Genomic DNA, 20,476 nt, shown 5'->3' on the forward strand with positions numbered 1-20,476 from the left:
CGGCCGCACGGTGTCCATCGGCTCAGCGCTCGTCGTGGCGACGGCGCCAACGCTCTTCCATGCGCTCCATGAACGATCCACGGTTGCCCCGGCGCTGGCCCTTGCCCGACGTTCTCGGGCCTGACCCGGACGCACCGGAGTCTCCGCCGAATCCGTTCATGCGCTTCCAACTGGACAGACCCCACAGACACGCGGCGAGCATGACCACGAAACCGCCGACGCCGAGCGGGATCTGGTTGATCACGACGCCGACCATCAGCAGGACGATGCCCAGCGCAAAGCCGATGGAGGCTTTGACCAGGCGCCGCTTGTAATGGCTGCGCGGATCACTGATCCGAACGGTATTGGCCCACTTCGGGTCCTCGGCGTAGAGGGCCTGCTCGATCTGGTCGAGCAAGCGCTGCTCGTGCTCAGAGAGCGGCACGGCGCCTCCCAAGGACGGCCCCATTTCGGGGAAGACGGCAACGGACGACACGGGGTGTCCGGACCTCGCGGTCGGTTATCCCCAGAATACGAGGCTGTAGACGTAGGCGAAAGAAAACGTCCAACGTAGACCAAACCGGAGGTGACGTCATGGCTCTAGACATGCCCATTCTCCCCCAACCTCCGAGATGTCGCGACATCGGGCGTCATGTCTCCATTTCATCAAGCCGTCCTCTGACTAGTGAAGCCGGGACCACCGCATCGGGGCCGAACCTCCTGATCGCCTTGTCCATCGCACGTTCGGCCTCCCGCCATCCTGTCTCCTTCTCGCCGAGGCTGAGCTGGCGAGAGGCGGAATCGGCGGGCCTGAGATTCTCCAGCCTGACGCCCACCAGACGCAGCCTGATCCGTTCGAGCCCGGCGGCGGCGTAGAGGTCGCAGGCCGTCGCGTAGATCTCCTGCGCGACGTCCGTCGGCTCCCGCAGCGTCCGCGAACGAGTGATCGTCGAGAAGTCGGCGCGGCGCAGCTTCACACTCACCGTTCTGCCCACGTGGCCGCCCGCGCGCACGCGGGCGGCGACCCGTTCGGCAAGGCGCAGGAGCTCGCGCTTGATCACCTCTGGGTCGTCGACGTCCGCCGCGAACGTCTCCTCCGCGCCGATGCTCTTGTCGGGCACGTGGGCGGTCACGGGACGCTCGTCCCTGCCCCAGGCCAGCGCGGCCAGGTGGGTGCCCGCCGCGTGGCCGAGCTCGCGCTGCAGCGTGGTCAGCGGGACCCTGGCCAGGTCGCCCACACTCCGGATGCCGAGACGTACCAGGGCCTGCTCGGTGCGCTCGCCGACGCCCCACAGGGCGCTGACGGGAAGCGGGTGCAGGAAGTCGACCACGCGGTCGGCGGGGACCACGAGCAGGCCGTCGGGCTTGCACTGCTTGGAGGCCAGCTTGGCGACGAACTTGCTGCCGGCCACGCCGACCGAGCAGGTGATGCCGAAGCGCTCCAGCACCTCGGCGCGGATCCTGGCGGCGATGTCGGCTGGTGAGCCGAGCCTGCGCCTGGCGCCGCCGACGTCGAGGAAGGCCTCGTCGGAGGCGATCGGCTCGACGAGCGGGGTGATCGAGTGGAAGATCTCCATCACGCCCCTGGAGACCTCGGAGTACTTGCCGTGGCTGGGCGGGATGATCGTGGCCTGGGGGCAGATCCGGCGAGCCCTGCTCATCGGCATGGCCGAGTGCACGCCGTACCGCCTGGCCTCGTAGGTGGCGCTGAGGACGACGCCACGGCCGGCGGGCGAGCCGACGATCACCGGGCGGCCCTTGAGCTCGGGACGCTCGAGGAGCTCGACGCTGGCGAAGAAGGCGTCCATGTCGACGTGGAGGATGGGGCAGGCGCTGTCGTCGGCCCCGATCCTGGCGACGGGGCCGACTCCGGTGATCTGCTTGCGCGACACGACGTGATTCTACCCGAACGCGCGTTCGACAGTCGTCTCCGCGCCGCTCCCGCCTCGCCCTCCGGCGGCCCCCGCGCCGGACACGAGCCCGCGGGAGGTCACTTGTGGCCCAGGACGTGGAGTTGGGTGGCGATGTCGCGCAGGACGGGATGGGTGGCGGCGGCCTGCTCCAGGGCGACCAGCGCCTCCGCCGCGCCGGGCTCACCGTCGATCAGGCGGCTGGGCACCAGGTCGGCGAAGACCCGCACCCCGTGGATCTCGCCCACCGCGAACCCGGTCGCCGAGAGAAGCTCGGTCAGCGTCTGCGCGGCGAACCTGCGCGGCGTGGGGTCGCGGTCGCCCCATCGCCCCATCGGGTCGTTCATGACCGCCCTGGCCTCGTCGAAGTGGCCCGCGACCGCGCGGTGGATGGCGCTGGCGACGGGGTTGGCCGCCAGCACGCTCACGGCGCCGCCGGCGCGCAGCAGCCCCGCGACGGCGGTCAGCGCGGAGATCGGGTCGTCGACGTACTCCAGCACGCTGTGGCACAGCACCAGGTCGGCGCTGTCGCGCGGCAGGAGCTCGCCGAGGTCGGCGGCGTCGCCCTGGAGCGCCCGCACGCCGACGCCGCGCTCGGCGGCCCTGCGCTCCAGCGCGAACAGCGAGTCGGGGCTCGGGTCGACGACGGTGACCGCGTGGCCCAGCTCGGCCAGCGGGACGGCGAAGCCGCCCGTGCCGCCACCCGCGTCGACGATGTCGAGCCGCTCACGGCCCGTCTCCTTCGCCCGCGCGGCCAGCACCGCCCGCAGCGCGTCCCAGACGACGGCGGTGCGCACCGCCGGGGTCGCCTGCTTGGTGATGCTCTCAGCACGCAACGTCGGCTCGCCTCCTCGTTTCGCCGCGCCCGTGAACGACGGTGTCCCCGAACGCGTTCTGTCCTTGCACGTGATCCCCGCGCGCGGCGTCCATGCCCGCCTGCGAAGCCGCCGCGACATGGGCCAGCCTACGCCGTCCCGCGCGGGCTGGGCATACTAGATCACGAGGAGGTAACGGTGGGATCCGGACACGGCCACGCCCAGGCGAGCGCGACGGCGCGCCACCGCGGGAGGATGATCGCTGTCATCGCCATCACCTCGCTCGTCTTCGTGGCGCAGGTGATCGGCGGCATCGTCGCGGGCAGCCTGGCGCTGATCTCCGACTCGCTCCACGTGGCCACCGACATCACCGGTGTCCTCATGGCGCTGATCGCCTCCCACTTCGCCGCCAGGCCCGCCTCCGACAGGAGGACCTTCGGGTACTACCGTCTGGAGATCCTGGCCGCGGTGGTCAACGCGGCCGTCCTGTTCGGAATCGCGATCTGGGTGTTCAGCGAGGCCTCCAGGCGCCTGTTCCGGCCACCGGCGGTGTCGGCCGACCTGGTGCTGGTCATCGCGATCGCCGGACTGGTGGTGAACGGGATCTCACTGGCGCTGCTGCACCGCGGCCAGAAGGAGTCGCTGAACGTCAGAGGCGCCTACCTGGAGGTCATGGGCGACCTGACGGGTTCGCTCGCCGTGGTGGTGGCGGCGATCGGCATCCAGCTGACCGGCTTGCAGGTCATCGACCCGATCGCCTCCGTCGTCGTGGCGCTGATGATCCTGCCGAGAGCGTGGCGGCTCATGCGGGAGGCGATCGACGTGCTGCTCGAGGCCACGCCGAAGGGGATGGACCTCAGGGAGGTGCGCAGGCTGATGCTGGCCGCCGAGCGCGTGGTCGACGTGCACGACCTGCACGCGTGGACGCTGACCAGCGGACTGCCCGTGCTGTCCGCGCACGTGGTCGTGGAGGCCTCGGACCTCCAGGACACCGGACGCCTGCTCGACGCGCTGCACGAGATCCTGATGGGCAGGTTCGACGTCGAGCACTCCACGATCCAGGTCGAGCCCGTCGGCCACGCTGAACACGAGGGCGCCAGGCACGCCTAGCCGTCGAAGGTCTCCAGGACGCGTTTGGGCGCGCGCAGCCGCCACGCGTCGGTGAGCAGCTCGGCCAGCTCCCCGACGTCGACCGCGGTGAAGCGGACCAGCACGGCCGCGTGGCCGTCGTAGTGCGGGAGGGTGAAGAAGGAGCCGGGCGCGGCGGCGATCAGCTCGCGCTTGTGCTCCTCGGAGGCCACCGGCACGACCAGGACGTCGCCCTCCTCCCTGATCCTCGCGAACCACTTGGCCTTGACGTAGAAGGCGGGCGTGCCGTACATGGGGCGCTCGGCGGTCTCCGGCAGCCCGAGCGCTATCCGCCGCACGTCGTCCTCGGTCACCATGGCCCCCATCCTGTACCGCATGCCGCCCCGAATCCACCCGCCGCCCACTCACGGGGGCGGCGGGAGACGTCACGGGGCCGGGCGACGCGCTCAGGGAGGGCGCGTGGCCGTGGTGACCGTACGGGGCGACCTGGAGGGGTCAGAGGGTGAGGCTCGGCTTGAGCTGCTTGAAACGGGCCAAAAGGCCGTTGATGAACTGGGGCGACTCGTCGGTGGACAGCTCGGAGGCCAGGTGCACCCACTCGCTGATCACCACGCCCTCCGGCACGTCGGGCATCCAGAGCAGCTCGTACGTCCCGCCGCGCAGCAGGTTGCGGTCGACGGCGGGCATGCGCTCCAGCGTCCACCCCTCGGCGTAGGTCGTGATGAGCTCGTCGATGCGATGGGAGTGCCTGGCCACGCCCTCGACGATCGCCGAGGTGTACTCGTTGACCGGCGGCTCCCGCCGGTCGACCCGCTCGGCGAGGATCTTCAGCGGATCCTCGCCGCGCGCTTCGGCCTCGAAGAGGATGTCGAGCGCCCGCCTGCGTGCTTTGCCTCGCGCGGACACTCAGGCCCGGCCGAGGTATTCGCCGCTGCGGGTGTCGACCTTGACCTTCTCACCGGTGGTGATGAACAGCGGCACCTTGATCTCGGCGCCGGTCTCCAGGGTGGCGGGCTTGGTGCCGCCGGTGGAGCGGTCGCCCTGCAGGCCGGGCTCGGTGTTGGCGATGAGCAGCTCGACCGCGGCGGGCAGGTCGACGTAGAGCGCGGCGCCCTCGTTGAAGGCGATGGTGGCCAGAGTGTTCTCCAGCATGTAGTTGGCGGCGTCGCCGACGGTCTTGGCGGGCACGTTGACCATGTCGTAGGTCTCGGTGTCCATGAAGACGAAGTCGTCGCCGTCCTTGTAGGAGTACTGCATCTCACGCTTGTCGACGTTGGCCACGTCGACCTTCACCCCGGCGTTGAAGGTCTTGTCGACGACCTTGCCGGAGAGGACGTTCTTGAGCTTGGTGCGCACGAACGCGCCGCCCTTGCCCGGCTTGACGTGCTGGAACTCCACAACGGACCAGAGCTCACCGCCGTCGAGCTTCAGCACGATGCCGTTCTTGAGGTCGTTGGTCGTCGCCACTCGCTTCTCCCGGATGCGGCCGCTCTTACAGGACGAGCAGCTCCTTGGTCGTCTTCGTCAGGAGTTCCGCCCCGCCCTCACGCGTCACGAGCGTGTCCTCGATACGGACCCCGCCCCTGCCCTGAAGGTAGACGCCGGGCTCGACGGTGATCGGAACTCGATCCTCTAGTCTACCGGTCCGTGACGGGCCCAGGAACGGCTCCTCGTGGATCTCCAGACCGACCCCGTGGCCGAGGCCGTGACGGAAGTGCTCGGCGTGTCCCGCCCGCTCGATCACCGAGCGTGAGGCCGCGTCGATCCCTGCGGCCTCGGCGCCAGGGCGCAGCGCCTCGCGACCGGCGCGCTGGGCGGCGCGGACGAGGTCGTAGATCTCCCGCTGCCAGTCCGCGATCCTGCCCAGGGCGACGGTGCGGGTCATGTCGGCGTGATAGCCGCGGTACTGGGCGCCGAAGTCGAGGGTGACCAGGTCGCCCGCGCGCAGCTCGCGGTCGGTCGGCGAGTGGTGGGGTATCGAGCCGTTCTCGCCGCCGGCCACGATCGACTCGAAGGCGGGCTTGTCCGCGCCGAGCTCGACCATGCGGGCCTCGAGGACGCGGGCGATCTCGCGCTCGGTCACGCCGGGCCTGATGGCCGCCGAGATGTCGGCGAAGGCCTGGTCGGAGATGGCGCACGCGGTCCGCAGCAGCTCGATCTCGTCGTCGTCCTTGACCACCCTCAGGCGCTCGACCAGCGGCTCCAGGGGGACGATGCCCTCTCCCAGCCTGTTGAAGACGGCCACCGTCATGTGCGCGGCCTCGATGCCGACGCCCGGCGTGGCCAGCTCGCGCGCGACGTCGGAGGCCTCGACGGCGTCGATCCCCAGATCGCGGGTCATCTCGATGTAGCGGGAGTCGGTGGCGAGCCTCGCCGTGCCGTCCGCGCGGACCAGGACGGCGGCGTTGGAGCTGTCGAGCCCCGTGAGGTAGCGGACGTTGACCGGCTTGGTGACGAGGATGGCGTCGGCGCCCGCCAGCAGCGCGGCGAGGTTGGCCCGGCGCTGGGCGAAATCGGTGGTCATTTCACCAAGTATTGACCACGTTTGTCGCCGCCAGCTACGGTCCAGTTGAAGGTTAGGAAGGTTTACTAACTTGTGGAGCAGCCGATGCGGATCGTCTTAGCCCTCGCCCTCGCCCTGACAGGAGCCCCCAGCATGCACGCCACCGGGCAGCCGGCCGGGCACATCCGCGTCGACCAGGTCGGCTTCGCGCCCGGCGAGGCCAAGCACGCCTACCTGATGACCAGCGGGCGCCCCGCCTCCTTCACCGTGCACGACCACCGGGGCAGGCAGGTGCTGAAGGGTACGGCGGGCCGCGACCTCGGCGCGTGGAACGCCGCCTACGGCCACGTCTACGACCTCGACCTCACCAGGCTGACGAAGCCCGGCAGCTACCGGATCAGGTCGGGCGGCCTCACCTCCGCCGAGTTCACGATCGCGCCCTCCGCCCTGCTGGCGCTGCCCGCCTCGAAGATCATGACGTTCTTCGGCGGCCAGCGCGACGGCGGCAGGCGGCACGCCAACGACCGGGCGGCCCACGTCTACGACTGGCCCGCCTTCACCGGGCCCGACACCGACCAGATCAAGGGCGAACTGACCAGGGCCGGCGGCCCCGTCGACGTCGAGGGCGGCTGGTTCGACGCGGGCGACTACCTGAAGTTCACCCACATCCTGGCCTACGTCGACACGCTGATGTGGGCCGCGCGAAGGGACGGAGGGACGCACGTCGACCCGCGCCTGAGGTCGGAGTCGCTCCACGGCCTCAAGTACCTGGACAAGATGTGGGACGGGACGACCAAGACCCTCTACATCCAGGTCGGGATCGGAGCGGGCAACGCCGAGGGCACATTCGTCGGCGACCACGACATCTGGCGCCTGCCCGAGGCCGACGACTCCTCCGCCGAGAAGTACATCCGCAACCGTCCCGTCTTCAGGGCGGCGGCACCCGGCCAGCCGATCAGCCCCAACCTCGCCGGCCGTACGGCGGCGGCCTTCGCCCTGGCCGCGCAGGTCGAGCCGGACAGGCGGCGGGCGCAGGCCTGGCTCGACCAGGCCGCCGAGATCTACGCGATGGCCAAGACCACCGACGTGGGGCAGCTGGTGACCTCGCTGCCGCACGCCTTCTACCCCGAGAGCGTCTGGCGCGACGACATGGAACTGGGCGGCGCGGAGCTGGCGCTGGCCGCCCAGCGGCTCGGCGACTCCAGGGCCGCCCAATGGCTGGAGCAGGCCCAGCACTGGGCGAGCGAGTACATCGCCAACGACACCGGCGACACCCTGAACCTCTACGACGTCAGTGCCCTCGCGCACGCCGACCTGATCAGGGCGGGCGCGTCCATCAAGGGCGCGCTGCTCGCCGACCTCAAGGCGCAGCTGGAGATCGGCGCGTCCAGGGCGGCGAAGGATCCGTTCAGGGCGGGAGCGCTCTACGACGCCTTCGACGCGGTGCCGCACGCCTTCGGCCTCGCCGCCACCTCCAGGCTCTACCGCTCGGTCTCCGGCGACCGTTCCTACGACGCCTTCGGCACCTGGCAGCGCGGGTGGGCCTTCGGCGCGAACCCGTGGGGCGTGTCATTCGTCCAGGGCGTCGGCGACAACTCGATCGCCTGCCCGCACTACCAGATCTCCAACCTGACCGGCCGCCCCGCGACCGGAGCGGTCGTCAACGGGCCGAACGCGGCCTCGCTGTTCGACGACGGGCTCGGCGACCACTTCGAGGAGATGGCCAAGTGCCCGGCCGACGGGGTGGACCGCTACCAGGAGTTCACCGGCAGGGGCAGCAGGTTCGTGGACGACGTGCGCTCGTGGCAGGCCTCCGAGCCCGCCGACGACTTCGCCGCGATCGCGCTCTACGCGCTCACGCTGATGGCCAGGGACTGACCCGCTCCAGCCCTTCCTCCTGTGCGGCGGAGCGGCGCCGCTCCGCCGTACAGGACTCAGGGCTTCCTGCCGAGCCCTCCGTACTGGTGGACCTCACGGTCGGTGTACTCGGTGGCCGCGTCCGGATGCCAGCGCGGCAGCGAGACCACGCCGGGCCGGACCTGTTCCATCCCCTCGAACAGCGCCTCCAGCTGCTCAGGAGTGCGCAGCCTGATCTCGGTCGCGCCGCTGGCGTTCCACTTGGCCGCGGCGTCGTCCATCGACTCGCTGTGGACGCTGTGCGAGACGACCAGGTAGCTTCCCGACGGCATGGCGTCGAGGAGCGTCGACAGCGCGGCGCGGACCTGCTCGTCGTCGGGCACGAACTCCAGCACGCCGAGCACCATCAGCGCCATCGGGCGGGAGAAGTCGAGTGTCTTGGCCGCCCCCGTCAGGATCGTCTCGGGATCGCGCAGGTCGGCGTCGAGGTAGTCGGTCGCGCCCTCGGGGGTGCTGTAGAGCAGGGCGCGGGCGTGGGCGAGCACGATCGGATCGTTGTCGACGTAGACGACGCGCGACTCGGGCGCGGCCCGCTGCGCCACCTGGTGGGTGTTGTCGGCGGTGGGCACGCCGGTGCCGATGTCGAGGAACTGCCTGACGCCCGCGTCGACCAGGTGCCGCACGGCCCGGCCGAGGAACTGCCTGTCGGCTCGGGCGACGACCACGAGATCGGGCATGACCTGGAGGATCTCGTCGCCCACGGCCCTGTCGGCCTCGTAGTTGTCCTTGCCGCCCAGCCAGTAGTCCCACACCCTGGCCGGATGCGGCACGCTGGAGTCGATCCTGTCGAGCCTGCCCCGTGAGCTGTCGGTCACTGGAGAGTCCCCCTGCTTGGCCCAGTCTGGTCATGATCAATCTAATCGATGACTCCTGGCACTCCTCACGAAAGCCGAAATATCCCCAGAACGGTGACGGCCGCGGCCCGCGCCCAGGGCGGCCGGGTCAAGGCGGACGGGGAGGCGAGCCCCAGGTTCGGCGGGGCGTTCACGGGGCAGGCGGTCCAGGCACCAGGGCTCCAAGGTTGGGTATCCATAGAGAATCTGCACGCCCGTTCCTAGCCTGAGGGCGTGCTGCGACGGACAATCAACGCAATGAACATCGAGTCACCCGAAAAACTGGTCGAATTGCTGGACCAGCACGCGTATCTGGCCGACGAGGGCCTGGCGACGGCCGCCTTCCTGGCGCTGCGCATGGGGCGTCCGCTGTTCCTCGAGGGCGAGGCAGGCGTCGGCAAGACCGAGCTGGCCAAGACGATGGCCGAACTCCTGCACGCCCCGCTCATCCGCCTGCAGTGCTACGAGGGGCTGGACGCCGCCCAGGCCCTCTACGACTGGGACTTCGCCCGGCAGCTCCTCCACCTGAAGGCGGCCGAGGCCGCGGGGATCACCGACGCGAGCAGGCTCGAGGGCGAGATCTACGACCGGCGCTTCCTCATCGCCCGTCCGCTGCTGAGGGCCGTCGAGACCCAGCCCTCGGTCCTGCTCGTCGACGAGATCGACAGGGCGGACGACGAGTTCGAGGCGTTCCTGCTGGAGGTGCTGTCGGACTTCACGATCTCCATCCCCGAACTCGGCACGATCAGGGCCGAGAGCCCGCCGGTGGTGGTGGTCACCTCCAACCGCACCCGCGAGGTGCACGACGCGCTCAAGCGCCGCTGCCTCTACCACTGGCTGGAACACCCCGGCTTCGAGAGGGAGGTGGCGATCCTGCTGCGCAGGCTGCCGGAGTGCACCGAGGCGCTGGCCCGCCAGGTCGCCCGTACGGCGGAGCGGCTGCGCGGCCAGGACCTGGTCAAGCCGCCCGGCATCGCCGAGACGCTCGACTGGACCGAGGCGCTGCTCACGCTCGGCGCCCGCGACCTCGACCCCGGCCTGGCCGCGGCCACGCTCGGCGCGGCGCTGAAGTACAGGGAGGACGTGGAGAGCGTGCTCAAGAGCGGGGTGCTGGCCCGTGCGTGACGTGGTCGCCACCATGACGGGCTTCGCCAGGACGCTGCGGGCCGCGGGGGTCGCCGCCGACCACGAGCGGACCCAGAACCTGCTCGAGGCGCTCGGCCAGCTCGACGTGACCCGCAGGGACGACGTCTACTGGGCGGGCCGTCTCACGCTCTGCGCGACGCCCGACGACCTGTCCAGGTACGACAGGTGCTTCGCCGCCTACTTCGGCGGCCACAGGGCGTCGCGGGGCCGAACCGCCACCAGAACGGTGATCAGGCACCTCGCGGGCGGCGAGGGCGAGGCGGGCGAGGGCGCGGAGTCGGTGGCGGCGACGGCCAGCCCGGTCGAGGTGCTGCGCCACAGGGACGTGGCGGGGCTGACAGAGGCCGAGCGCGCCGAGGTGCACAGCCTGCTGGCGATGCTGCGCGACCACAGGGAGCGGCGGCGCTCGCGCAGGCTGGTGGCCGCGCACAGGGGCAGGCTCGACCAGCGCAGGACCATCCGCGAGGCGCTCAGGAAGGGCGAGGTGGCGCGGCTGCGCTACCGGCGCCACACCACCAGGCCGCGCAGGGTGGTGCTCCTGGTCGACGTGAGCGGCTCCATGGCGCCCTACTCCGAGACGCTGCTGCGGTTCGCGCACGCGCTGGTCAGGACCGAACCGCGGGCGACGCAGGTCTACTCGGTCGGCACGAGGTTGACGCCCATCACCGTCGAGCTGCGCCACCGCGATCCCGGCACCGCTCTGGCGGAGGTCTCGAAGGCCGTCCCCGACTGGAGCGGCGGCACCAGGCTGGGCGAGGAACTGCGGGAGCTGCTCGGCGGCAGGAGCGTGCGCGGCGCCATCGTGGTCATCGCCTCCGACGGCTGGGAGCGCGGCGATCCGGGGCTGCTCGGCGAGCAGATGGCCAGGCTGGCCCGACAGGCGCACCGGGTGATCTGGGCCAACCCGCACAAGGGGCACGTGGACTACCAGCCGCTCACAGGGGGGATGCGCGCCGCGTTGCCGTACATCGACGACCTGGTGGCCGGCCACAGCCTGGCCGCCTATGAGGATCTCTGCGAGAGGCTTTCCCATGCGCGACGTCCTGCCTGAGATCATGCGGTGGTGGGAGTCCGGGCTGCGGTTCGGACTGGCGACGGTGGTGAGCACCTTCTCCAGCGCCCCGAGGCCGCCGGGCGCGGCCATGGCGGTGCGCGGCGACGAGGTGGTGGGCAGCGTGTCGGGCGGCTGCGTCGAGGGCGCGGTGTTCGAGCTGGCGAGCGAGATCGAGACCCCCGTGCTCCAGCGGTACGGCGTGAGCGACGACGACGCCTTCGCGGTGGGCCTGACCTGCGGCGGCATCATCGACATCCTGGTAGAGCCCGTCTCCATCGAGACCTATCCCGAGCTGGGCGAGATCGCCGCCTCGGTCGCCGCGCACGAACCCGTGGCCGTCGCGACCATCGTCGCAGGGCCCGGCGCCGTGGGCGCGCGCAGGGTGATCTGGCCGGGCAGGGCCATCGGCTCGCTCGGCGTCGAACGGCTGGACGAGGCCGTCGACGACGATGTGCGCGGCATGCTCGCCCAGGGCCTGACCGGCGTCAGGCACTACGGCGGGCACGGCGAGCGCCGCCTGGACGACCTGTCGGTGTTCGTCCAGACGTTCGCGCCGCCGCCGCGCATGCTCGTCTTCGGCGCCATCGACTTCGCCGCCGCCGTCGCGCGCATGGGCAAGTTCCTCGGCTACCACGTCACCGTCTGCGACGCCAGGCCCGTCTTCGCCACGCCCAAGCGCTTCCCCGACGCCGACGAGGTCGTGGTCAAATGGCCGCACGACTACCTGGCGGCCACGAACGTGGACGAGCGGACCGTGATCTGCGTGCTCACCCACGACCCGAAGTTCGACGTGCCGTTGCTGGAGGTGGCGCTGCGCACCAAGGCGGCCTACGTGGGGGCGATGGGCTCCCGCCGTACCCACGACGACCGGCTGGCCCGGCTGCGCGAGGCGGGCATGAACGAGGAGGAGCTGAGCAGGCTGCGCTCCCCCATCGGGCTGGACCTGGGCTCGCGCACGCCGGAAGAGACCGCCGTGTCGGTGATGGCGGAGCTGATCCAACTGCGCTGGGGTGGGAGCGGGCGTCCGCTCAGCGAGACCGGCGGCCGTATCCATAGGGAGGTCTGATGACTCAGGTGGTGGGCCTGCTGCTGGCCGCGGGGCAGGGGGCGCGGCTCGGCACGCCCAAGGCGCTGGTCGAGTACGAGGGCGAGCGGCTGGTCGACCGAGGGGTACGGCTGCTGCACGAGGGCGGCTGCCACCCGGTGATCGTCGTGCTGGGAGCGGCGACCGTGCAGGTGCGCGGCGCTGTGGTGGTACGCAACCCCGACTGGCGCAGCGGCATGGGCTCCTCGCTCAGGGTCGGGCTGGACGCGCTGCCCTCGGACGCCTCCGGGGTGGTGATCGCGCTGGTCGACCAGCCGTTCGTGGAGCCCTCGGCGGTCAGGGCGCTGATCGGCAGCGGGGCGGAGGTCGCGGTCGCCACGTACGGCGGGCGGCGGCGCAATCCTGTGCTGGTCTCGGTCGAGCACGTGGCGCGGGTGGCGGAGCTGGCGGTGGGGGACGTGGGGGCGCGGGCCTTCATGCGGGCCCACCCCGAACTGGTGACGGAGGTCGAGGTGCCTGGCGACCCGCGCGACATCGACACCCCCGAGGATCTGGCCGCCCTCATCCCGCGAGCCGACTGACCGGACCGCGCATCACGACCTGAGCCCGCGAGCCGACAGACCAGGACCGCCCTCTGCGCGGGGCCCCTGGGCAGGGCGCCCGCCCGCGTCAGAAGCGGAAGGAGGCCGTCGCGGCGCGGTGGTCGCTGCCCGTCGCCGGCGCGACGCCCGCGCGGGTGGCCGTCATCCCCTTGTAGAGGATGTGGTCGGGCCGGGTGATCGGGAAGCTCGACGGCCAGGTGAACCCGAAGCCCTCCCCCGCCTCCTCCTGCGCGTTCAGCAGCGGCGGCACCAGGTTGCCGAGCCCCCTGTCGTCCGTCGCCGTGTTGAGGTCGCCGAGCAGCAGGATCCGCTCGCTCCTGTCGTCCTCGATCAGCTTGCGCGCCTCCGCCAGCGTCCTGTCGCGCGTCGCGGTGTGCCCGGGACGGGCCGAGGCCAGGTGCATGACGTAGACGGTGACGTCGCCCGACGGCGTCTTCGCCACGGTCCTGAGCGCGCGCTCCCACCCGAGGCCCACGTCGAAGAAGTCGGGCCGCGACAGCGGGAACCTGCTCCACAGGCCGATCGTGCTGACGTTGCGGTGGTACCGGAAGATCTTGTTGAGCGCCTTGGCCGCGGGCCCGCCGGGTGTCAGCTCTTGGGCGGCGACCAGGTCGATGCCGTCGGCGATGCCGCGCACCGCCGTGCCGGAGGAGTTGTTGCGCACGCCCACGTTGACCGTGGCGACAGAAAGGTCACTGTCGCCGCCCGGTGAGGAGCGCAGCACGTCGGAGCCGAACATCACCGCCCACACCAGCGCCGGCAGCAACACCGCGATCGCGGCGCCCCCCGAGCGGGCCAGCAGCGCCAGAAGCAGCAGCAGCGGCACGGCCAGCCCCAACCAGGGCAGCAAACTTTCCAATATGGGGGTGAATCCCCCGAGTGCTGGAATGAGGCGGTGACCCGCCAGCATCGTCGCGATCAGAATCGCCCCCGCGATCACCGCACGCTTCAGCACACCGCTCCTCTCGCCCCCTGAGTTGACCAGGGTAGGCGCTCGCCGGGCGACACGCGAAGCGCTAACCTGAGGCCGAACATAGTTCGGTTACTAGGGAGTTCGGCATGCGGATCGGGATGGCGCTCAACTACTCAGGCGGCTTCAAGGAGACGGTCGCCGAGCTGGCCGACTACGAGAAGGCCGGGCTCGACATCGTCTTCGTGGCCGAGGCCTACTCCTTCGACGCCGTGAGCCAGATGGGCTACATCGCCGCCAAGACCGAGCGGCTGGAGATCGCCTCCGGCATCCTGCCGATCTACTCGCGCACGCCGACCCTGCTGGCGATGACCGCGGCCGGCATGGACTACGTCTCCGACGGCCGGTTCACGCTGGGCCTCGGCGCCTCGGGTCCGCAGGTGATCGAGGGCTTCCACGGCGTGCCGTACACCGCTCCGCTGGGCCGTACCCGCGAGGTCATCGAGATCTGCCGCAAGGTGTGGGAGCGCGAGCGGCTCACCTACGAGGGCAAGCACTACACGCTGCCGCTGCCCGCCGACAAGGGCACCGGGCTCGGCAAGCCGCTCAAGCTGATCAACCACCCCGTGCGCCCGCGGATCCCGATCGTGGTGGCCGCGATCGGCCCGAAGAACGTGGAGCTGACCGCCGAGATCGCCGAGGGCTGGGAGCCGATCTTCTACATGCCGGAGAAGGCCGCCGACGTGTGGGGGCCCTCGCTGGCCGCGGGCAGGGCCAGGCGCGACGCCTCGCTGGGCGATCTGGACGTCATCGCGCAGGCGGCGCTCTACATCGGCGACGACGGCGACGGCCTGCTGGAGCTCGGCAGGTCGATGGCGGCGCTGTACATCGGCGGCATGGGCGCCAAGGGCAAGAACTTCTACAACGAGCTGGCCCGCCGCTACGGCTACGAGAAGGAGGCCGAGCAGATCCAGGAGCTCTACCTGGCGGGCAACAAGAAGGAGGCCGAGGCGCTGGTCCCGCAGGAGCTGCTGGAGCGGATGTCGCTCATCGGCTCGGAGGGCTTCGTCCGCGACCGCGTGCAGGCCATGAAGGAATCGGGCGTCACCACGCTGAACGTCACGCCGCTCGGCCGTACCCACGAGGAGCGGATCCGGCTGCTGGAGCAGGTCAAGGAGCTGGCCGCCTAGCCTCCTGCCCGGGTGGAGCCACGGCGTGGGTCCACCGCGTGGAACCATCGCTGCTCCGGCCGCCCCCCGTCGCACTCCGCGACGCGCAGCCTGGCGTGACGGTCGAGCAGGTCGTCCTGGTGCAGGCAGCCGGCGGCGTTGCGGATGCGCCCGTCAGGGGCGAGGGTCCAGCGCTGCGACCTGCCTCCGTCGCAGGCCGCGATCGCGGGCGCCCTGCCCGCCGACAGGCAGCCTCCGTTCAGGGTGCTGCGCAGGCGGGCGCCGCTGACGTACCAGCCCTGGGCGCGAGTGCCGTCACAGGCCTGGGTCCTTACGGCGCCGCCCGGCCCGGCCTCCAGGCAGCGCGCGGTGGAGGCGTCGTCGTTGGGCGCGCCGGTGGCGCCCATCCATGACACGATCGTGCCGGGGGCGGGAGCGGGGATCTCCCGCCGGTACTGCCTGGAGACCCAGTTCTGGTCACCTGCCGCCAAGGTGGCGGGTGCGGACGGGCACACCGCCTGTTCACAGCCCACCCACCTGACGTACTCCGCGAAGATCGCGCTCTTGCGCGCGCTCTCGCCAGGGGTGAGGTTCTCGGGCAGCGCCGAGATGCCGTATCCCCGGTAGAAGACGATGGCGGGCCGCAGGCCCGGCGTGGCGGCCATGGCGCGGCGTGCGGCCAGCAGCGTGTAGCGCGCCGTCACCGCGTGGTCGCTGTGATCCACCGGCTCGTCCAGGCTGAAGCCGAGGCGGGTGCTCTGGTGGTCCATCGTGCGGATGGTGTCGGGTTCGAAGCGCTCGATCAGCTTCTGCAGGGTCGCCACCAGCGTGCGCTCGTCGTAGCGCGCCGAGCCGTCCACCGTGGAGATCCGGTCGATGCCGCCACGGAACAGCTTGAGCAGGCTCTGCCTGCCCTGGGCCGAGCTCCCCCTGCCCCTGGGGAAGCCGTCGGGCAGGCCGACGAACAGCAGCTGGATCTCGCCGCGACCGGCCGGAGGGCGGTCCAGGGAGAAGGCCCTGATCCCGTCGATGTCGGAGCGCCGCCAGGCGTTGGACGCCCCGGCCATGAAGGCGTAGGCCGCACGGACCCCGTTCTCCCTCTCTCGCACGTAGTCGGCCGTGCGCCCCGCGTCGCCTGCCGTCAGGTAGACCACCCGCAGGCAGGTTCCGGCGTCGTAGTCGTCGCTGAGGGCGGGGTTGACGAACAGCAGGTCGTCGTCCTGGTGCGCGACAGAGACGAGCGTGGTCCGCGCGCACACCGTCGCATGGACGGGGGCCACGATGAGTCCCACCAGCAGGACCCAGCAGCTCAACAGCGCTGTCACAACACTCTTCACGACGTGGCCCTTCTCCTGCGCGGCGACCAAGACGTCACACCGCGTGCACTCTCGGTGACCGTCAGATTGTCCCGTCGGCGCCCCCTTCGCTCGGCGACTTTCCGGCGCCTGGGCAAGTTCTTGCCTACCGGTGTGCGTACGGCGGCACGCCGAAACGTCAAAGCCTCGCCAAGACGGGGTCACGCCTTCCCCCGCCGCCGTGTCGCCGCCACGGGAGCCGGGCACGATGGGCATCGCCCTTACCCCAAGATCGGCTCGCAGCGGCTCAGTGGTGATGGAGAACCGATGAAGATCGTCTTTCTGATCCAGAATCTGTATGGCATCGGCGGGACGATCCGGTCGACCGTCAACCTCACCGCGGCGCTGGCCGAGCGGCACCAGGTGGAGATCGCCAGCCTGCTGCGCACCGCGGACGAGCCCGCCTTCGCCGTCGACCCCCGCGTCACCGTGCGCGATCTGGTGGACCTGCGTCCCGGCTCGCCGTACTTCGACGGCAAGGACCCGCGCCACTCGCAGCCGTCGGCCGACTACGCCAAGGGTGAGCTCAAGGGCTACGACCGGTGCTCCCGGCTGACGGACGAGCGCATGGCCTCCTACCTGGCCGCCTGCGACGCCGACGTGGTCGTCGCCACCCGGCCAGGGCTGATCGTCTACCTGTCCAGGTACGGCACGCGCCGCTACCTCAAGGTCGGCCAGGAACACCTGATCCACGACGGGCAGGGCCCCGCGCTGCTGGCCGAGCTGCGCGAGCACTGTCCCGCGCTCGACATCCTGGTGACCATGTCGGACGGCGACGCGGCCGTGTACCGGGCCAAGATGCCGCTCGGCGGGACGACGGTCGTCTCGATCCCCAACGGCGTCCCCGAGCCGGCGGTCGAGCCGTCCACGCTCGACACCCGGACGATCGTCGCGGCCGGGCGGCTGACGCCCGTCAAGCGGTACGAGCTGCTGATCGAGGCCTTCGCCAAGGTGGCCGCCCAGCGCCCCGGGTGGAGCCTGCGCCTGTACGGCAGGGGCAAGGAGGCCCCGAGGCTGCAGGAGCTGATCGACGAACTCGGCCTCAACGGCCGCGCCCTCCTGATGGGCCCGCGCTCGCCCATCGAGACGGAGTGGGTCAAGGGCTCGATCGCGGCGGTGTCGTCCAAGCTGGAGTCGTTCGGCATGACCATCGTGGAGGCCATGCGGTGCGGCGTCCCCGTCGTCAGCGTCGACTGCCCCTTCGGCCCCGGCGAGATCATCGATGACGGCGTCGATGGGCTGCTGGTGCGGGAGGCGACGCCGTCGGCGCTGGCCGACGGCCTGCTGCGGCTGATCGACGACGAGCCGCTGCGCCGCTCGATGGGCGCGGCGGCGCTCGCCAACGCGCGGCGGTTCGACCCCTCGGTGGTCGCGCTGCGGTACGAGCACCTGTTCACCGACCACCTGTGGTCGCGCCGCAGGGGCCCGCTCGCCCTCCTCATCGGTCCCGGCAGGCCCGTCTTCCTCGACCGGCTCGCCTTCATGGACCGGCTGGCGGCGCTCGCGCGCTCCGGCGTGCGGGTGCTGCTGCCTCGGAGGGCGACGAAGCGGCCGCGCGTGGCCAGGGCGCCGATCGCCGCCCACTGCCTCGTACGCGCGGACGGCGGCCTGACGATCCGCCTCGACCGCGGCTCCTGGCCCGCGGGCAGGACCGCCGCGGGGTGGTCGCTGAAGCTGCGGCGGCACGGCACGGACACCGCGATCGAGGTGCCGCTGACCCCCTCGGGCGAGGCCTCACTCCAACGCGGGCTGCACCGTCTCGCCGAGGGACGCTGGGACGTGCACGTGGCCAGGCCCGGTCAGCGGCTGCGCCGGCTCGCCTCGGGGATGTGCGACACCCGCATCCTGGTGAACGCCTCGCCCGATCTCAACCGTCCGCTGGAGACGTGGACGCCGTACGCCACCGAGAACGGCGACCTGTCGATCGCCGTCCACGCCCGGGACAGGCACGCCGAAGTCACCGACCTCGTGTCCTCCCCTACCAGGCTCACCGTCCACGGACTGCTGGTGAACCTGCCCTATGGCCCGCTGGCCCTGCTCGCCCGGCGGCGCGGCGCGGAGGAAGGGGCCGAAGGGGTGGGCGGCGGCCAGATCGTCCTGCCCGCTCAGGCCCACCTCGACGGGCGCTTCAGCTGCTCGGTGCCCTACGACCGGTTGGCGTCGGCGCGCGAGCGGGACCAGGAGGTGTGGGATCTGTACCTGTGCCCAGGAGAGCAGGACGCTCCCTTGAGGCTGGGCCGCCTCTGCGACGACATCGCCGACCGGAAGGCGGTGGACCGTCACCCTGGGCACTCCGTCGGCGACGTCATGGCCCGCGCGTCGTACACGTCCTCCAACGAACTGTCGATCCACATCAGCACCGTCGAGGCGGACTGAGCGAACGGGCCCAGCGCCCCTGGAGCCGCGCCTCCGACAACGCCGGCGCCTCCAGAGCGCCCGGTCGCGGCCCGTGCCGCCTCATCGCACTACCGCGATGATCGTTCGGCAGGACGCAAAAGTCTTGATTTGTGAGCTAGATCACTCTTACAGTCGGAATACCGTCCGATTCACCACGGTTGACTGATCCTGTGAGGTTTTCCGTCCTGTCTGTGTGGCTCGTCGAGCGGCTGCACATCGATCTCTGTCGTCTGACCGGCTCCCTCTGTCGCTGATCGCGCTCTGACGAGCGCTCGATCGCCCGATCCCTCACCCACCCCCCTTTCGCATGCCTGCTGCGGCATGCCGTCTTTCGGAGCCTTCCTCATCGTGAAGAGATTCTCTTTCTCCCTGCAGTTGCTGCTGGGCCTGGTCGTGGGCGTGGCGCTCGGATTCGCCGCCCGCATCTGGGACCTGACCTGGCTGGCCACCACCCTCACCGAAGTCGGAAAAATCTTCGTCCAGCTGCTCAAGCTGGCAGTGCCGCCGCTGGTGTTCACCGCCGTGGTGGTCAGTGTCGCCAACCTCCGCAACGTCAACGGCGCGGCCAGGCTGGCGAGCAAGACGCTGTTCTGGTTCCTGACCACGGGGCTGATCGCCGTCATCGTCGGCATCGCCCTCGGCCTGATCCTCAACCCCGGCCAGGGCGTCAACCTGAGCACGGCGGGCGCCAAGGCGCCTGAGAGCGTCGGCACCTGGGTCGACTTCCTCACCGGCATCATCCCGACGAACATCGTCACGGCGTTCACCGAGCTCAACGTCCTCCAGATCGTCTTCCTGGGGATCGTCCTCGGCGCGGCGGCCATGGCGATCGGTGAGAAGGCCGAGCCGTTCCTCACCTTCAGCCGCTCGATCCTCGAACTGGTCCAGAAGGCGCTGTGGTGGGTCATCCGCCTGGCCCCCATCGGAACCGCGGGCCTGATCGGCAAGTCGGTCGCCACGTACGGGTGGGACCTGCTCGCGCCGCTGGCCAAGTTCAGCCTCGGCGTCTACGTCGGCTGCTTCATCGTCCTGCTGGCCGTCTACCCGACGCTGCTGGCGGTGGTCGGCAAGGTCAGCCCGATCACGTTCTTCCGCAACGCGTGGCCCGCGATCGAGCTCGCGTTCGTCTCCCGCTCGTCGGTGGGCACGCTGCCGCTGACGCAGAAGGTCACGATCGAGCGTCTGGGTGTCGACCGCGACTACGCCTCCTTCGCCGTGCCGTTCGGCGCGACCACCAAGATGGACGGCTGCGCCTCGATCTACCCGGCGCTGGCGGCGATCTTCGTGGCGCAGGTCTTCAACGTCCCGCTGGGGGTGGGCGAGTACCTGCTGATCGCGTTCGTCTCCGTGGTCGGCTCGGCCGCGACGGCCGGTCTGACCGGCGCGACCGTCATGCTCACGCTGACGCTGAGCACGCTGGGCCTGCCGCTCGAGGGCGTCGGCCTGCTGCTGGCCATCGACCCGATCCTGGACATGATCCGCACGGCGACCAACGTCGCCGGGCAGATCGTGGTCCCGGTCCTGGTCGCCCGCGGCGAGGGCCGTCTCGACGAGGCGGTGCTCAACGCTTCCCCGCAGCCGCTCGACGAGGCTCCGGTGAGCGCGCCGCGCCCCTCGGGCGAGCCCGCGATCGCCTGACGTCCTCATCCGAAGGAGAAGACGGGGCGGCCCGCGCAGGGGCCGCCCCGTCTTCTCGTGTTCCAGGTGTGTTCCAGGAAGGGGTCCACGCAGGCCAAACTGGCTGAATTCCGG

General features: G+C 70.7%; 20 protein-coding genes. 10 read left to right on the forward strand and 10 right to left on the reverse strand.

Features of this window, described 5'->3' with window-relative positions; genetic code table 11:
- Window positions 1-22: 22 nt before the first annotated feature.
- From ACFSKW_RS40615 to ACFSKW_RS40625, 3 genes are all read right to left on the reverse strand, one after another.
- Entirely contained in the window at window positions 23-424 is a 402-nt protein-coding gene (locus ACFSKW_RS40615) for a DUF3040 domain-containing protein (protein ID WP_379579288.1), read from the reverse strand.
- 205 nt (window positions 425-629) lie between these two features.
- The gene (gene dinB / locus ACFSKW_RS40620) at window positions 630-1,871 is read right to left on the reverse strand and encodes a DNA polymerase IV (RefSeq protein WP_379579290.1); all 1,242 of its coding nucleotides are present in this window, start codon (window positions 1,869-1,871) and stop codon (window positions 630-632) included.
- Between the two features lie 98 nt (window positions 1,872-1,969).
- Window positions 1,970-2,725 carry a methyltransferase gene (locus ACFSKW_RS40625; protein ID WP_379579292.1) on the reverse strand — a complete coding sequence of 252 codons (756 nt, stop codon included), beginning with the start codon at window positions 2,723-2,725 and terminating at the stop codon, window positions 1,970-1,972.
- 177 nt (window positions 2,726-2,902) lie between these two features.
- Here ACFSKW_RS40625 and ACFSKW_RS40630 point away from each other — a divergent pair, with 177 nt between their 5' ends.
- Window positions 2,903-3,814 carry a cation diffusion facilitator family transporter gene (locus tag ACFSKW_RS40630; RefSeq protein WP_379579294.1) on the forward strand — a complete coding sequence of 304 codons (912 nt, stop codon included), beginning with the start codon at window positions 2,903-2,905 and terminating at the stop codon, window positions 3,812-3,814.
- Here ACFSKW_RS40630 and ACFSKW_RS40635 read toward each other — a convergent pair.
- The 4 genes from ACFSKW_RS40635 to ACFSKW_RS40650 all read right to left on the reverse strand — a co-directional run bounded on the left by ACFSKW_RS40635 (window position 3,811) and on the right by ACFSKW_RS40650 (window position 6,317).
- Window positions 3,811-4,149 carry an MmcQ/YjbR family DNA-binding protein gene (locus tag ACFSKW_RS40635; protein WP_379579296.1) on the reverse strand — a complete coding sequence of 113 codons (339 nt, stop codon included), beginning with the start codon at window positions 4,147-4,149 and terminating at the stop codon, window positions 3,811-3,813. The genes ACFSKW_RS40630 and ACFSKW_RS40635 overlap by 4 nt on opposite strands.
- A 139-nt stretch (window positions 4,150-4,288) precedes the next feature.
- Entirely contained in the window at window positions 4,289-4,699 is a 411-nt protein-coding gene (nusB, locus tag ACFSKW_RS40640) for a transcription antitermination factor NusB (RefSeq protein WP_379579298.1), read from the reverse strand.
- The gene (efp, locus tag ACFSKW_RS40645) at window positions 4,700-5,260 is read right to left on the reverse strand and encodes an elongation factor P (RefSeq protein WP_379579300.1); all 561 of its coding nucleotides are present in this window, start codon (window positions 5,258-5,260) and stop codon (window positions 4,700-4,702) included.
- Window positions 5,261-5,285: 25 nt separating this feature from the next.
- Entirely contained in the window at window positions 5,286-6,317 is a 1,032-nt protein-coding gene (locus tag ACFSKW_RS40650; protein ID WP_379579302.1) for a M24 family metallopeptidase, read from the reverse strand.
- A gap of 84 nt (window positions 6,318-6,401) precedes the next feature.
- On the opposite strand from ACFSKW_RS40650, the gene ACFSKW_RS40655 reads away from it, so the two are divergent.
- Window positions 6,402-8,174 (forward strand): glycoside hydrolase family 9 protein, encoded by a 1,773-nt coding sequence (locus ACFSKW_RS40655; protein WP_379579304.1) that lies wholly within the window; start codon window positions 6,402-6,404, stop codon window positions 8,172-8,174.
- A 56-nt stretch (window positions 8,175-8,230) separates the two neighbouring features.
- On the opposite strand, the gene ACFSKW_RS40660 is transcribed toward ACFSKW_RS40655, so the two are convergent.
- The gene (locus ACFSKW_RS40660; protein WP_379579306.1) at window positions 8,231-9,028 is read right to left on the reverse strand and encodes an SAM-dependent methyltransferase; all 798 of its coding nucleotides are present in this window, start codon (window positions 9,026-9,028) and stop codon (window positions 8,231-8,233) included.
- 276 nt (window positions 9,029-9,304) lie between these two features.
- Between ACFSKW_RS40660 and ACFSKW_RS40665 the strand changes: the two genes are divergently transcribed.
- Genes ACFSKW_RS40665 through ACFSKW_RS40680 form a run of 4 tightly spaced genes read left to right on the forward strand, consistent with a single transcriptional unit; the run spans window position 9,305 to window position 12,872 of the window.
- A complete protein-coding gene (locus ACFSKW_RS40665; RefSeq protein ID WP_379579308.1) occupies window positions 9,305-10,171 on the forward strand; it encodes an AAA family ATPase in 867 nt (288 codons plus the stop codon).
- Window positions 10,164-11,243, forward strand: a complete 1,080-nt coding sequence (locus ACFSKW_RS40670; RefSeq protein WP_379579310.1) for a vWA domain-containing protein — start codon at window positions 10,164-10,166, stop codon at window positions 11,241-11,243. The genes ACFSKW_RS40665 and ACFSKW_RS40670 overlap by 8 nt, the downstream gene beginning before the upstream one ends.
- Window positions 11,224-12,312 (forward strand): XdhC family protein, encoded by a 1,089-nt coding sequence (locus ACFSKW_RS40675; protein WP_379579312.1) that lies wholly within the window; start codon window positions 11,224-11,226, stop codon window positions 12,310-12,312. The genes ACFSKW_RS40670 and ACFSKW_RS40675 overlap by 20 nt, the downstream gene beginning before the upstream one ends.
- Window positions 12,312-12,872, forward strand: a complete 561-nt coding sequence (locus tag ACFSKW_RS40680) for a nucleotidyltransferase family protein (RefSeq protein ID WP_379579314.1) — start codon at window positions 12,312-12,314, stop codon at window positions 12,870-12,872. Before ACFSKW_RS40675 ends, ACFSKW_RS40680 begins: the two co-directional genes overlap by 1 nt.
- Before the next feature lie 88 nt (window positions 12,873-12,960).
- Here the strand turns inward: ACFSKW_RS40680 and ACFSKW_RS40685 are convergent, their stop codons facing one another.
- A complete protein-coding gene (locus tag ACFSKW_RS40685) occupies window positions 12,961-13,848 on the reverse strand; it encodes an endonuclease/exonuclease/phosphatase family protein (protein WP_379579316.1) in 888 nt (295 codons plus the stop codon).
- 104 nt (window positions 13,849-13,952) lie between these two features.
- Between ACFSKW_RS40685 and ACFSKW_RS40690 the strand changes: the two genes are divergently transcribed.
- The gene (locus tag ACFSKW_RS40690; protein WP_379579318.1) at window positions 13,953-14,993 is read left to right on the forward strand and encodes an LLM class F420-dependent oxidoreductase; all 1,041 of its coding nucleotides are present in this window, start codon (window positions 13,953-13,955) and stop codon (window positions 14,991-14,993) included.
- On the opposite strand, the gene ACFSKW_RS40695 is transcribed toward ACFSKW_RS40690, so the two are convergent.
- Entirely contained in the window at window positions 14,990-16,309 is a 1,320-nt protein-coding gene (locus ACFSKW_RS40695; RefSeq protein WP_379579320.1) for a ricin-type beta-trefoil lectin domain protein, read from the reverse strand. The genes ACFSKW_RS40690 and ACFSKW_RS40695 overlap by 4 nt on opposite strands.
- A 285-nt stretch (window positions 16,310-16,594) precedes the next feature.
- On the opposite strand from ACFSKW_RS40695, the gene ACFSKW_RS40700 reads away from it, so the two are divergent.
- The 3 genes from ACFSKW_RS40700 (at window position 16,595) to ACFSKW_RS40710 (ending at window position 20,362) form a co-directional block, all read left to right on the forward strand.
- Window positions 16,595-18,703 (forward strand): glycosyltransferase family 4 protein, encoded by a 2,109-nt coding sequence (locus tag ACFSKW_RS40700; RefSeq protein ID WP_379579322.1) that lies wholly within the window; start codon window positions 16,595-16,597, stop codon window positions 18,701-18,703.
- A gap of 212 nt (window positions 18,704-18,915) precedes the next feature.
- On the forward strand, window positions 18,916-18,978 hold the full coding sequence (locus ACFSKW_RS40705; RefSeq protein ID WP_350655493.1) for a putative leader peptide: 63 nt from the start codon (window positions 18,916-18,918) through the stop codon (window positions 18,976-18,978).
- Window positions 18,979-19,072: 94 nt separating this feature from the next.
- The gene (locus ACFSKW_RS40710) at window positions 19,073-20,362 is read left to right on the forward strand and encodes a dicarboxylate/amino acid:cation symporter (RefSeq protein ID WP_379579324.1); all 1,290 of its coding nucleotides are present in this window, start codon (window positions 19,073-19,075) and stop codon (window positions 20,360-20,362) included.
- The last annotated feature ends 114 nt before the right edge of the window (window positions 20,363-20,476 follow it).

It is taken from the genome of Nonomuraea mangrovi (assembly GCF_042681425.1).
Taxonomy (GTDB): domain Bacteria; phylum Actinomycetota; class Actinomycetes; order Streptosporangiales; family Streptosporangiaceae; genus Nonomuraea; species Nonomuraea mangrovi.

What these genes read in the sequence shown, in the direction of transcription:
- ACFSKW_RS40635 (WP_379579296.1), bottom strand. Translation starts at nt 4,149, where the DNA reads ATGGTGACCGAGGACGACGTGCGGCGGATAGCGCTCGGGCTGCCGGAG.
- ACFSKW_RS40650 (WP_379579302.1), bottom strand. Translation starts at nt 6,317, where the DNA reads ATGACCACCGATTTCGCCCAGCGCCGGGCCAACCTCGCCGCGCTGCTG.
- ACFSKW_RS40655 (WP_379579304.1), top strand. Translation starts at nt 6,402, where the DNA reads ATGCGGATCGTCTTAGCCCTCGCCCTCGCCCTGACAGGAGCCCCCAGC.
- ACFSKW_RS40665 (WP_379579308.1), top strand. Translation starts at nt 9,305, where the DNA reads ATGAACATCGAGTCACCCGAAAAACTGGTCGAATTGCTGGACCAGCAC.
- ACFSKW_RS40675 (WP_379579312.1), top strand. Translation starts at nt 11,224, where the DNA reads ATGCGCGACGTCCTGCCTGAGATCATGCGGTGGTGGGAGTCCGGGCTG.
- ACFSKW_RS40680 (WP_379579314.1), top strand. Translation starts at nt 12,312, where the DNA reads ATGACTCAGGTGGTGGGCCTGCTGCTGGCCGCGGGGCAGGGGGCGCGG.
- ACFSKW_RS40690 (WP_379579318.1), top strand. Translation starts at nt 13,953, where the DNA reads ATGCGGATCGGGATGGCGCTCAACTACTCAGGCGGCTTCAAGGAGACG.
- ACFSKW_RS40700 (WP_379579322.1), top strand. Translation starts at nt 16,595, where the DNA reads ATGAAGATCGTCTTTCTGATCCAGAATCTGTATGGCATCGGCGGGACG.